Genomic DNA, 13,579 nt, shown 5'->3' on the forward strand with positions numbered 1-13,579 from the left:
ACCTTAGTTTAAATTACACGCTTCAAGGCCTGATAAGCGCATACGCACTTCAAGCTCTGGCAATAGGCGAGGTTTAACACCTTCAAGCCCTTTCGCAAATGCCCTGATGTGTGCAGGTGTGGTACCACAACAACCGCCAACAATATTGATAAAGCCAGACTTGCCCCAATCGATAATTTCTTGAGCCATTTCAGGTGCTTCTAAATCATATTCCCCAAACTCGTTCGGTAAACCAGCATTGGGGTGAACAGAGACAAAGGTTTCGCAAACACGCGATAGTTCTTCTACATATTGGCGCAATAAATCTGGACCTAGCGCGCAGTTCAAGCCAATTGAAATTGGCTTTATATGACGAATAGAATTATAAAATGCTTCGGTGGTTTGCCCTGACAGCGTACGGCCCGAGGCATCGGTTATGGTGCCAGAGATCATCACAGGCAACTTGCGCCCTGCTTGTTCAAACGCTTCTTCAACCGCGAATGAAGCCGCTTTTGCATTAAGCGTATCAAAAATTGTTTCTATCAAAATTAAATCAACACCACCTTCCATTAAAGCAAGGGTTGATTCAACATACGCGGTGACTAACTTATCAAACGTGACATTGCGATAACCGGGGTCGTTCACATCCGGTGAGATTGAACAGGTTTTTGAGGTTGGCCCTAAAACACCCGCAACATAGCGTGGTTTTGCTGGATTTTTAGCAGTAAACTCATCACAAATACTGCGTGCTAATTTAGCTGACTCTAAGTTTACTTCACGGCTGATGCTGGCCATATCGTAATCTTCCATCGAAATTGTAGTCGAATTAAAGGTGTTGGTTTCGATAATATCGGCACCTGCACTTAAAAAGCCACGATGAATATCAGCAATAATTTTTGGTTGTGTAATGCTTAATAAATCATTATTACCTTTAATTAGCACATGCCAGTCTTTAAAGCGCTCGCCACGGTAATCGTGTTCTTCTAATTTGTGTTCTTGGATCATGGTACCCATAGCACCATCAAGAATTAAAATACGCTGTTTTAACGCTTCAATTAACTCGGCGCTTTTGTTTTCTAAATTATTCGGCATAGTTGTTAGTCCTTACGGCTTGGCTAACTAAATTAATATCATAGGGTGTGGTTTGGTACACATAATAATTTAACCAATTCGAAAACAGTAAAAAGGCATGGCTTTGCCAAGTTTTCGACGGTTCGTTATCTGGGTTGTTCTCTGGAAAGTAATTTTCAGGCAATGGCGCATCAGGGCCTTTTTCTAAATCGCGCTGATATTCGCCTTTTAAAGTGTCTGCATCATACTCAGGATGCCCGGTAATATACACTTGGCTGCCGGATTTATTTTTTATTAAGTAAGCGCCCACTTGCTCTGAACCTGCCAGCACAACTAAGTCATCACAAGCGTTAATTTTTTCAATATCAATATGACCATAACGCGAGTGCGGCACTACAAAGGTATCGTCAAAACCACGCGTTAAGGCTCCATGTTCAAAGTAACACTTATGGGTAAACACGCCACAGAGCTTATTTTCTTTTAGTTCACGCTTTAGATTATAATGATGAAATAAACCCGCGTGAGCCGCCCAACACGAAAATAATGTTGAGGTTACATGCTGCTCCGCCCAATCTAAAATTACTTTTAGTTCATCCCAGTAGGCTACATCGTCATATTCTAAATGTGCCAATGGTGCGCCGGTAATGAGTAATGCATCGTAATTGTTGTCTTTCACTTCAGAGAAATAACGGTAAAAAGTGTCTAAATGCTGCTCTGAATTGCTACTGCTGCGATGAGTGTCTAAACGTAGAAGCTCTACATTCACTTGTAAGGGTGAATTAGCGAGCAAACGAATAAATTGCACCTCGGTTTCTACCTTATTAGGCATTAAGTTTAAAATCGCCAAGCGCATCGGACGGATCTCTTGGGTTTTAGCGCGGCTTTTTGGCATTACGAATACGTTTTCTTGACGTAACTTCGCAATTGCGGGCAATTCATCTTTAACGGTAATAGGCATACTCATCTCCAAGGCATAATTAACCAATGGCTAATTATGAACGGATAGCTGGAAATTTCAACCTCTAGATGTTTAGATGTCCAAATGAATTTATTTTAGCTATTTTTTTGCATTCTAAAAACCGCTCGCCATAATGCGCCTGTTGATTTTATTTTAAGGTGGTAAACGTGATTGATTGGCTAGGCTTAGGAGAACTTTTTGCTATATTAGCAGCTATTGTTTGGGCGCTTTCGACCATTTTATATAAAGGTTTTAGCCATCACTTAACGCCTATGCAGCTAAACATCAGTAAAGGCGTGTTAGCAAGTGCCATGATGTTAGCGACTATTGCGATTATTCAAGACGCTGCACTACCACATCATCTGACAAGCTGGCTTTGGCTAATTGCTGGCGGGGTGATTGGGATTGCGATTGGCGATAGCGCCTATTTTACTGCGCTGCGAAATATTGGCCCTGCTCGCACGTTAGTTATTGAGTCCCTTGCTCCAGCCCTTGTGGGGGTTTTTAATATCCTGCTATTAAATCATTATTTATCGCCATTTGCATGGTGCGGTATTGTACTTACAACCATTGGCGTAGTAATAGCAATCAAGCCTGAAAAAACATTGCCACAGGTTGATCATCAACATTATCGCAAAGGTGTTTTATGTGCCCTTGCAGCTGCTATCTGCCAAGCGCTCGGTATGGTGATGTCTAAAGGCGCACTCAATAATGAGCATATGAGTAGCTTATGGGCGGCATTAATTAGATTAGCAGCAGGTACGATGACTGTGGCCTTAGTTGTTGCAGTATTTAAAAGCAGTGAATTTAAACAAGCACTAACTCTGAGGGGAATTAGCGGCAAACAATGGTTTTTTGCGGCTGTGTTTTTAGGCACTTTCCTTGGTTTATGGCTTCAACTTGGCGCAGTTAAATATACCGATCCAGCCATTGCACAAACGATTTTCGCAACCGCGCCATTAATTGTAATGAGCATTGGTTTTATAAAGCGCGAGCCTGTTACCAATAAAATGTTAATAGGCGGCTTGCTTGCTTTAATCGGTGTAGGAGTATTGCTCGCGAATTAGCACATTGTTATTTGGTTGATTCGTTGACTGTTTCACCTGTGAGCCACTACAATACAACATTGAAATTTTTATTATTATTTGAAGGCTCCTTCCATGGTTTTACCTGATAAGTTTATTTTCTCGATGAGTCGAGTATCTAAGGTTGTGCCACCTAAGCGCACTATCTTAAAAGATATTTCTTTGCATTTTTTCCCGGGCGCAAAAATTGGTGTACTTGGTTTAAACGGTTCTGGTAAATCAACGTTGCTACGTATTATGGCCGGCCTTGATCAAGAGTTTGAAGGTGAGGCATATCCTCAACCGGGCACTAAAATTGGTTACTTACCGCAAGAGCCTATTCTAGATGAAAGCAAAACGGTTCGTGAAACTGTGGAAGAAGCAGTCAGCGAAGTTAAAAACGCGCTTAACCGTCTTGATGAAGTATATAACGAATACGCGATGGAAGATGCTGACTTTGACGCACTAGCCAAAGAGCAAGGTGAGCTTGAAGCAATTATTCAAGCCCACGATGGTCATAACATCGACAACGTATTAGAGCGCGCCGCAGATGCCCTGCGCTTACCTGAGTGGGATGCTAAAATTGAATTCTTGTCAGGTGGTGAGCGTCGCCGTGTCGCTATCTGCCGCTTATTGCTTGAAAAACCAGATATGCTTATCCTCGATGAGCCGACTAACCACTTAGATGCAGAATCTGTAGCATGGCTTGAGCGCTTCTTGCATGATTACGAAGGCACTGTTGTGGCGGTAACCCATGACCGTTACTTCCTCGATAATGTAGCTGGCTGGATCTTAGAGCTTGACCGTGGTGAAGGTATTCCATGGGAAGGTAATTATTCTTCTTGGCTTGAGCAAAAAGATGCGCGCCTGCAGCAAGAGCAAAAGTCTGAAAAAGCCCGTCAAAAATCAATTGCACAAGAACTTGAGTGGGTACGTTCAAACCAAAAAGGTCGTCAAGCTAAGTCAAAAGCGCGTATGTCGCAATTTACTGAAATGCAGCAGTCTGATTACCAAAAACGTAATGAAACCAACGAGCTATTTATTCCACCTGGACCACGTTTAGGTGATCAAGTTATTGAAGTTAAAAACTTGAAGAAAAGCTTTGGCGATCGCGTGTTAATTGATGATCTAAGCTTTACTGTGCCTAAAGGCGCAATTGTTGGCATTATCGGTGCCAATGGCGCAGGTAAATCAACGCTGTTTAAAATGCTCAGCGGTGAAGACAAACAAGACAGCGGCGAAATTAACCTAGGTGAAACGGTTGAACTGGCAACCGTTGATCAGTTCCGTGGCAATATGGATGACAGCAATACTGTTTTCCAAGAAATTTCAAACGGCCAAGACGTACTAAAAATTGGTAACTTTGAATTCCAAAGCCGTGCCTACGTTAGTCGCTTTAACTTCAAAGGTAACGATCAGCAAAAATTTGTTAAGGACTTGTCAGGTGGTGAACGCAACCGCTTACACTTAGCTAAGTTATTAAAAGCCGGTGGCAACGTAATCCTGCTGGATGAGCCAACCAATGATTTGGACGTTGAAACATTACGTGCCCTTGAGAACGCTATTTTAGAATTCCCAGGCTGCGTTATGTGTATCTCGCATGACCGTTGGTTCTTAGACCGTATTGCAACACATATTCTTGATTACCGTGACGAAGGCCAAATTAACTTCTTCGATGGTAACTACACTGAATATGAAGAATGGCTTAAAAAGACCTTAGGCACTGCGGCTACGCAACCTAAGCGTATTAAGTACAAAAAGATAGGTTAAGCTCTAGGTTCTAAACATTTTTTAAGCCCCACATTTATGTGGGGCTTTTTTTATTAACCTGGAATATAGATCAGAGATTCACGATCCAGAGTTCAGCTTATACCAATCGTGTTAAGTTACTGACCATTTATAGCGACAGATAAATGGAGTGATAACAAGACATAAATTTTGACATGTAGTTGTTCTACATGAAAAATTTATAACGCAGTTAGCGCTTTATTTAGCTCGCTAGAATGGTTAAATATTTAAGTCGATTGGTATTAATTACACATACTGACTAAAAAACAGGCTACACTTAATCCTAATACTCCTAAAAGGAATAATGATGGAAAACCGCCGCCATTACACGCGCATTTTATTTTCAACTCCCGCGCATTTAACCAATAATACCCATAGTTACCCCTGCCAGTTGCTCGATATATCATTAAATGGCGCTCTGGTTAGTCGCAATAATGACTTTAACTTTACAAAAAACAGTAGTGCTATTCTTGCCTTTAAACTCCCGCAAAGTGAAGTAATCATCGCGATGACTGTCACTATTTGCCATATCGAACAACAACATATAGGTTTAAAATGTACCCATATTGATATAGATAGTATTACCCATTTAAAGCGTTTAATTGAGTTAAACCTCGCTGACGATACACTACTGCACCGTGAACTTGAGAGTTTGATCCATAGTGCGTAAAGCAAGTAACTGGATTGAAATTGCCCTGTAGGTTACCCTAGAGAAAATTCGCAACGCAATCTGACTATGGCTCTTAATCAACACTTACCGCTGGTTTATCACCCTAACTATTCGTTTAACTTTGATCCTAACCATCGTTTTGTAATGAGTAAATTTGCCCATTTATACCAACAAGTAAAAGCACTTGGTTTGGCGAATAGCAACCTAATAACACCTCAACTTGGCAGCCCTGAGGCGCTTGAATTGGTACATTGTGATAATTACATTCAAGATTTATGGCATAACCGCTTAGATGATAAAGCGATGCGTCGTATTGGGCTACCTTGGTCTGAACAATTAATGGCACGAACTTTTACCGCACCTCAAGGCACGTTGCAAACTGCGCGCTTAGCTCTTGAGCACGGCATTGCATGCCATTTAGCCGGCGGTACACACCACGCTCACACCGATTTTGGCTCTGGCTATTGTATGGTCAACGACCTAGCCTTTACTGCACAAACGCTGATTCAATCAGCTGAAGTGACCAATGTATTGATTTTTGACTTAGATGTACACCAAGGCGATGGCACCGCAGCCATATTACAACACCAACCTTATGCATATACCTGCTCGATTCATTGTGAAAAGAATTTTCCATTTCGCAAATCCGCCAGCGATCTCGACATTGGTTTAGCTAATAATATGCAAGATGATGAATATTTAGGGGTTGTTGATGATACCTTGCGCTTTTTACTCAAAGAACTTAACCCTGATTTAGTGCTTTATGATGCAGGTGTCGACATTTGGCAGCAAGATGGTTTAGGTAAACTTGATATTAGCTGGCAAGGCATTGAAAAACGAGATCACTTAGTGTTTAAGCGCTGTATTGAGCACAATACGCCAGTGGCAAGCGTGATTGGCGGAGGTTATGATAGAGATCACTTGCGCCTTGCAAAACGCCACGCAATTGTTATAGAGCAAGCCGCGCTGTTTTAAAAGCAGAGTATAAAACTGCTAAAACAGTATTTTTGACTACACTTTAAATTCATACCTTTATTGAGATCGTTATGCGACTGTTGTTTATTTTGTTACTTGCATTTATGTCGAGTATTGCCAACGCCGAAGAAGAAGCTGTAAAAGAAGAGCTTCCGCCGATTAACCCAGCTTACAATGCAGAGCATGCTATGGTGCTCGTTAATCAAGGCTCGCGTATTTTTGCAGTTAGCCTACCGACTTATAAATTACCTCACGATGTGCAAGTTGTTTATCAAATTGAAAACCCAGATGTCGCTTTTTTAAGCCTGGTACGTGATGCAGAGCTTATTACTATCAAACCACAACCATTTAATATTCAACGGCTAATGCGTGGCGAAGAACTAACAATTACGGCAGATGTGTATGCCGGACACTACCAGCGCGATGGCAGTTTGGTTTATCAACATAGACCTATTGTAATGAGTAAATTACTTTATGCGCGGGAATTAACTGATTTGAACGAATCATCGCAGTGGCAAGAATACGACATGATCACCCTCAAAAATAATGAGCGAATTTATATCCATAAAATAACCCAAGCACCGAGTTTTAATCACCTTATTTTTGCAGATTTAACTAATGCCTGTCTGCAAAAATTTCGCACATCAAAACGCGTCCCAAATGCTAGCGAATTGACCTATAAATTTACCAATTGTGGCACCTTAAAGCCGCTCTATTTTGATAGTGAGGATTTACAATTAAAATAACTGTGAGTTCAATGATAAAAATAACGAGGGTTTTAAAGAGCTAATCAGTAACCCACATATCGCGAACTAAAGGGAATGTCACCGAGCCTCCCCAAAAATAGTTTGTGGCATACCCTGTTGACCAAAACCCCACTTTTTAACCCTGAGCATGCGCAGCCATGATTGCAGCAACCATATTCTTATATTGAGGTAAACTATTATACTTTTTCTGTTTCTTTACAACTATCCGGATTACAAAAATAGGGCCTTTCAACCACACAACCATTCCGCCAGAACTCTCACCCAAAAATTGATATTTATCAATTTCAATACCACTTCCTAATGGGGTTAGATACCCTTGAGAAAATGCACTTGTACTACACAATAGTAAACATAAGAGCGCCCATCACTGCCATAAAGTTGTACCCAAAACTTGGTTTTTTTAATGAAAAGATCAAGAAAACACAGCTGCCTACTTGACCGGAACTTTCTAATGGGTGACCCCAGTTACTTTTTTAATAGCATGTTAATTGGAATGTAGATTCACCAGGAAGGTTTATCAACTATGGACTGATATTGTGGTTCGCCTCTATTAATTACCAAGCTCAACACCTAGTTCATAGGAGAGGCGAAAATTTAATTTATATAATGTGAATTCGGGAATATGGTTCAAAAATATCTTTTTAGTTAAGAAACTTTGGGATAAAGATAAAGAGCTCACCTCCGTTGCATGCTTATTTATCAGTCAAACTATTTGAAATAACTGAAAGTCTTTTAGGTTTTGTCACTTAATACGTTCAATATACTCGCTACGACGCCATACGACAGCTGCAATTATCGCTAACGGCAAAACCACAAAGGTCCCAACGGCTTCAAATAAAGGGCTATTTCTATAAATAAACGCTAAGATGATGGCTGGAAGTGTCATAAGTGTGAAAATTCGATACATCTGGCCTGTACTTGTGCGGTATACAAGGGCCGCTTTGCAATTTGGACAGTTGAAAGTCTTTCCATCGACTCTGTCTATTGGCGCACTTACCTTAGATATTGGGAACTTCCACCCACAATCAGAGCAGTTTCTTGAGCGTTCATGTTTTTTATTTGTCATTATCATACCTATTGTCTAAAGCAGACATATACAAAAACATGCCTGCATAAATTTTAAAGATGTTAAGTAGCAAGTTGCGACCTACTCACTCCACCCTCCCCCTATACCGACATCAGGAATAGCAAATAAAGCCTTCCAGTATTCAATATCTCCAAAGTCCATTCCTGAAGAATCCATAGAAAGTGCAATGTTATTCACTACTTCATTGTATTGTTCGACAGTTAACTGACCAGCGCTAACTGCAGCATCAAGCGCAAACTCAATTACTTCATCACCAAACAATGCTGTCGCAAATGCTGCTGCAAAACCAACGGGGCCACCTAAAGCTGTACCAACAGCGACTGTTGCAACTATATTTAATGCATCAGCAATAGTTCCAGTTGAGTAGTCGCCATTAGAGAATTTAGTTGCTATCAGCCCAGCATCAATCGCAGTCCCGATAGCACCTATACCTTTTCCTAAATTACTCAATCTATCGAGTGTTTGTGGAGATATGTCAGCGCCATTCGCAATAGCAGACTCAACAACCCCTCCAATAACTGTGGAAAGATCAGCTAGAGCTTTAGAGAACTGTGCTTTTTCATCAGCGGTCATGTCCTTGATATCTTCAATGAAGCTATCAATACTGTAATCGCCGTCACTATCTAAAGTTACATCGATATCCAGATTACCAACATCGATCATTGTGGATGAATTTGCTAATCTGTCATTCATTGAATACATATAAGCAGCCCATTCAGCGGTGTAAGGTAAAAATGACCCTGAAACACTAATCACTTCTATATCTTCATTATTACCTCCGAAAATAGCATTTGACCGACTGTCAAATTCTGCTTGGCTTAATTCCCTCATACTATTTCTCCTTAGTATTTAGCTATTAAATTATGTCCGGCATCGGACGAGTGGGATGTATTTTTTAAACTTTGCTGCTTTAGGCGCTCAATACTTTTATTTACCAGAACCCCATCTTTAAGAATGAGTACTCTATCTGCCGACTCTATTGTTTCCTGACGATGAGCAACGACAACTCTTGTGATACCTAGTTTTGAGAGAGTGGATGCAATAATTTGTTCATTTTGGTAATCAAGATGTGAAGTAGCTTCATCAAGTAACAATACTTTTGGTTTTTTGTACAAAGCTCTAGCAAGTAATATGCGTTGTTTTTGCCCGCCGGAGAGACTGGTACCAACATCACCAATTAGACTCTCATAGCTCATTGGCATAGACTCGATCTCAACTGCTATAGCGCATTGGTGACACACAAATTTAACGTGTTCCATATCGATCTCTTCACTAAAAAGAGCTATATTCTCCGCGATTGTGCCACGAAACAGGCTATCTTCTTGAAGCACTACGCCAATTTGACGACGCAGCTCATTTCGATTCCAGTGACTCACAGGACGTTCATCGAAAAGTACTTGCCCTGTGTTAGTACTTTCAATGCCAGCTATAATTTTTAATAGTGTAGATTTCCCCGTACCTGATGGGCCAACAATTGCTACAAACTCCCCCGCAGCAACTCTTAGTTGTATTCGTCGCAATACTGGCGCCTCTTTAGCACCATAAGTAAAGGCTATTCCGCGTAAGTCTAACTTTCCCTTCAGTGAACTATTACGCAAACCATTAAGACCCGCATCTTCTGGCTTGTTGTATACAATGTCGGAGATTCTATTTAATGGGACTGACAGAAGTTTAAAACGTACAATTGCTTCTATGAGGGCAACTATACGTTGGCTGAAGCGGGTATAATATGCTAAATAAGCGGTTAGCATGCCGATTGATAAGCCATTTTCCAACACCAACTTTGCTGCAACGAATATAATTACAACTCTTAGCCCTTGAAATATTCCTTCATTGACCCCTTGATTAGCAATATCTAGATTACCGACTCGTAAATTTGCATTAATTTTATTTGCTTGTAAGTTGCGCCACTTAGCTTCTCTTTGTGCTTCCATTGCCGATAGTTTTAGTGTTGGCATGCTTCTGAGAGTTTCCAATAGATCTGTTTCAACTGCCGCTTCAGATATAATTAAATCTCCCGCAACCCGTTTCATCATCCCGAAAACCAGCCATCGCCAAAAACAATAGACAGCAACAGCTAATAACACTCCAAAAGTAAGTGACGAATGATAAAAAAACATGATAGTTAAGATTAAGATAGAAAAAACACTATCCATTAACAGAGCAGGGGCACCTGTGGTTAAAAAGTATTGCACCTGATTGAGCGAGCTAACTCGATGTTGTACATCCCCTGTTTGACGGTTGGAAAAATAGTTTACTGGTAAAGACAATAGCTTCTGAAACACTCTTGAAGACATATCAAATGATAAAACTTGCCCAATAAACTGGAAGGTTAACTTTCTCAGAATATTTGATACCACAGAGAATAACACTACAAAGCCGAAACCTATGGCTATAGCATCAAGGAGCAGTTTGTCTCCTTTCATCAGCACTTCATCTATGACAACTTGCATATAAAATGGTGAGGCAAGCAGCAATATTTCAACAATTAAACAAAGCAAAAGCCCTAGAGAAAAGCTTCCAAATAGTTGTCGATCAAACTTTACTAAATCAAACAATTTAAGTTCAGATGGTGCTGACTTCTTTTTAAAATTTTCAGTTGGTGTGAGTTCAATAGCAATACCTGTAAACTCTCGACTAACCTCTTCCAGGACTACCCTACGAAAGCCAACACTCGGATCATGAATTTCGATCCATTTAGATGTCACTTTTTTTAAGACAACAAAGTGATTAAAGCCCCAATGCAGAATGCATGGGGTACGGAGAGCAGCTAGCTCTTCAAGGCCACAACGCAATACTCTTGAGCCCAACTCCAATTCGATCGCAAGATCAACTAGTGTCTTTAATTTCATGCCACGAATAGACAAACTATGTTTTCTACGAAGCTCAATTAAATCAATACGGTTACCGAAATAATTGGAAATCATAGCCAAACAAGCTAAGCCGCACTCTGCTGAAGTCGATTGATGAATCAGTGGAAGTCGATTCATACCTGACAAGTTTAAATATGGCAACTTCATTGGAGTCCCTCCAAAGTTTTCTGCCTTTGCCTATGTGCAAATGCTGGTTCGAGCAGCCACTCTAAAAAACTTCTGTTCTCTAAGATAATTTCTGCTCGCAAAGTCATTCCAGGACGAAACTGAAACTCTCTGTCAAAAGCATTTATAAATTGATGATCCAGCTGAACTCTTGCCCTATATGTTGCTCCTTCTAATTTAATCTGTTGTGGTAACTCATGTTCACTTAACGCCACCCTACCTAAATGAGAAACGTGTCCACTTACAGAGCCAAACCTTTGGTGAGGAAAGGCATCAAACATGACACGCACAGCTTTACCCATATCAATAAAACCTATAGCATTTGAGGGAATAAATACTTCAGCAAACATATTTGTATTTTTTGGGATGATTGTGACTAATGTCGAGTTTGGTGTGATAGAGCTTCCTGGTTGAGCAGCTAGCCAAGCAACAGTCCCCTCAATCGGAGCCATGATCACTCTTTTATTTTGAGCTAACAATTCAGTTTCCCGCTGGAACAGCCCTGATAGTCGTGTATTAAACTCTGAAATTGACTTCTCATGATCTAGAGGGAGTCTTTCAACCTGTGCTAATAACTGCTTCTTTTCAGCTTTCATTCGAGAAATATTTTGCAGCAGGGTTTGAAGGGTTTGCTTTTGCACTGCATAGCTCTCTCTTTGACGCTGTAGCTCTAAAGTAGATATAGACCCTTCAGCATTAAGCTTCTCAATTTTTAAGAGCAGTTCTTTCTCTATATCAATAATTTCGTTTTGGTAATCCAGCTGAGAGCTGAGGTATGTTAACTGATCAGTTAACGATTGAACCTGATTTCTTGCTTTACTCTCTTCAAGCTGAACGCTTTCAGTCAGAATTCTGATTTGACGCTTAATTTCATTTCGCTCTTTAGACATTTCTTGAAGTAATAAGTCTGTTGTAGAGTTAGGACCAATAACACTTCCATCAAAAACCAAAGTTGTTATTTCCTCTCCGGCTGAGACAACCTGGCCTTCAATGACATTTAACTTTGAAACGACACCATGACGACCTGAAGTGATACTGACTACCCCTTCGTCAGGCACCAACCATCCTAAAGCAACCTCTTTTCTAGAGTATTGTGAAGAAAGCAAATACCAGAAGGTGAAAGCAATAACAATTACAACAAACAAACTGAAACACATCCAAACTCTTGGCATTCGGGCAATTGGGTTACCAAAACTTCTATTTGATAAAGATTCAACTGCATCTTTTCTAAAAAAATTTTCTTCTACATCTTCCATAACTATTCTTTCACTATGAATAACTTCAATAAATTCTTGAATCCCATTATGGTACTCAAGAAACCTTGTATGCACTTTTTAATTCTTATATTTGCTATGAGAAGTTAAAGCTTTCTTGGCTAGTTATTAATATTTTCACACCTTAATAAAGCCTACTTACTCCACTTATTAAAATAGTGGCTATAGTTCGCCACACAGATAGGAAGAGCATTATTGACAAGATTAAAAAAATTAAATTTGCCGTACCCTTTTATTACCCATTAAAATTAAATGGCTTTCAAAAATTAGTATAAATAAAGCATCCTCAATCAATTAACAAACAACTTAAATCAATTTGCAAACGTTTGCAAATTAAATTAACATAATGTTTATGGTTCGTAAAACACTCTAACATCTCCAAATTAAGAAGTAAGGATATGGAACTTTAGGAAGAAAGACATATGAAAAACTTTAGTTTATCACCTAAGAATTCGGCGCACTCTCGCGTTGCTGAGACTATGGGATATTCAACTGAGTTACTACATGCAACAGGAAGAGCGAAGCTGTCGATAGCTGCGGTGTATCACCATTTAATTCATCCACTTAGATTGGGTCAGATTTGTTTTGCTTTTTGTGAACGCACTGGAGCCCCTAGGGCTTATATTACTTATGCATTATGTACTGCTCGGGTAGCAGGTCAGCTTGCTAATGGCCGAGAAATTTCTAGTTTACGATTAGATGAGTGGAATGAAGGGACTATTTGTTGGATTACTGATGTTGTAGCACCTTATCCTGATAGCCTACGAGCGCTACTATTTCTAATAAGAAACAACCCTATTTTCCTACGTGGTATAAAGTCGGTTCGGGTTAAAGAAAACTACACCAAGTATATTGACATTCGTAAAAAATTATAATCAAAATGAAAACCTCGATTTTAAGGTAACTAA

11 protein-coding genes are annotated in these 13,579 nt (G+C 40.0%); 6 read left to right on the plus strand and 5 right to left on the minus strand.

All coding sequences use genetic code 11. The features are described from left to right. Positions 1–3: 3 nt before the first annotated feature. On the minus strand, positions 4–1,071 hold the full coding sequence (locus PVK79_RS19195; protein ID WP_182734663.1) for a homocysteine S-methyltransferase family protein: 1,068 nt from the start codon (positions 1,069–1,071) through the stop codon (positions 4–6). Continuing rightward, positions 1,061–2,008, minus strand: a complete 948-nt coding sequence (gene metA / locus PVK79_RS19200) for a homoserine O-acetyltransferase MetA (protein ID WP_149982020.1) — start codon at positions 2,006–2,008, stop codon at positions 1,061–1,063. Before metA ends, PVK79_RS19195 begins: the two co-directional genes overlap by 11 nt. A gap of 167 nt (positions 2,009–2,175) precedes the next feature. Between metA and PVK79_RS19205 the strand changes: the two genes are divergently transcribed. The 5 genes from PVK79_RS19205 (at position 2,176) to PVK79_RS19225 (ending at position 7,251) form a co-directional block, all read left to right on the plus strand. Continuing rightward, positions 2,176–3,075, plus strand: a complete 900-nt coding sequence (locus tag PVK79_RS19205; protein WP_257324022.1) for a DMT family transporter — start codon at positions 2,176–2,178, stop codon at positions 3,073–3,075. A gap of 93 nt (positions 3,076–3,168) precedes the next feature. Further along, entirely contained in the window at positions 3,169–4,842 is a 1,674-nt protein-coding gene (gene ettA / locus PVK79_RS19210; protein WP_145241364.1) for an energy-dependent translational throttle protein EttA, read from the plus strand. Between the two features lie 325 nt (positions 4,843–5,167). Next, positions 5,168–5,530, plus strand: coding sequence for a PilZ domain-containing protein (locus PVK79_RS19215; RefSeq protein ID WP_182734665.1), 363 nt, complete (start codon positions 5,168–5,170; stop codon positions 5,528–5,530). Positions 5,531–5,596: 66 nt separating this feature from the next. Next, entirely contained in the window at positions 5,597–6,505 is a 909-nt protein-coding gene (locus tag PVK79_RS19220; protein WP_257324023.1) for a histone deacetylase family protein, read from the plus strand. 71 nt (positions 6,506–6,576) lie between these two features. Beyond that, positions 6,577–7,251, plus strand: a complete 675-nt coding sequence (locus PVK79_RS19225; RefSeq protein ID WP_257324024.1) for a hypothetical protein — start codon at positions 6,577–6,579, stop codon at positions 7,249–7,251. Between the two features lie 1,168 nt (positions 7,252–8,419). Here the strand turns inward: PVK79_RS19225 and PVK79_RS19230 are convergent. Genes PVK79_RS19230 through PVK79_RS19240 form a run of 3 tightly spaced genes read right to left on the minus strand, consistent with a single transcriptional unit; the run spans position 8,420 to position 12,653 of the window. Further along, positions 8,420–9,190, minus strand: coding sequence for a hypothetical protein (locus tag PVK79_RS19230; protein WP_257324025.1), 771 nt, complete (start codon positions 9,188–9,190; stop codon positions 8,420–8,422). A gap of 11 nt (positions 9,191–9,201) precedes the next feature. After that, positions 9,202–11,379 carry a peptidase domain-containing ABC transporter gene (locus PVK79_RS19235; RefSeq protein WP_257324026.1) on the minus strand — a complete coding sequence of 726 codons (2,178 nt, stop codon included), beginning with the start codon at positions 11,377–11,379 and terminating at the stop codon, positions 9,202–9,204. After that, positions 11,376–12,653 (minus strand): HlyD family secretion protein, encoded by a 1,278-nt coding sequence (locus PVK79_RS19240; protein WP_257324027.1) that lies wholly within the window; start codon positions 12,651–12,653, stop codon positions 11,376–11,378. Before PVK79_RS19240 ends, PVK79_RS19235 begins: the two co-directional genes overlap by 4 nt. A 440-nt stretch (positions 12,654–13,093) precedes the next feature. On the opposite strand from PVK79_RS19240, the gene PVK79_RS19245 reads away from it, so the two are divergent. After that, a complete protein-coding gene (locus PVK79_RS19245; RefSeq protein WP_257324028.1) occupies positions 13,094–13,546 on the plus strand; it encodes a toxin-activating lysine-acyltransferase in 453 nt (150 codons plus the stop codon). Positions 13,547–13,579: the final 33 nt, after the last annotated feature.

Source organism: Pseudoalteromonas rhizosphaerae, assembly GCF_028885455.1.
GTDB lineage: Bacteria > Pseudomonadota > Gammaproteobacteria > Enterobacterales > Alteromonadaceae > Pseudoalteromonas > Pseudoalteromonas rhizosphaerae.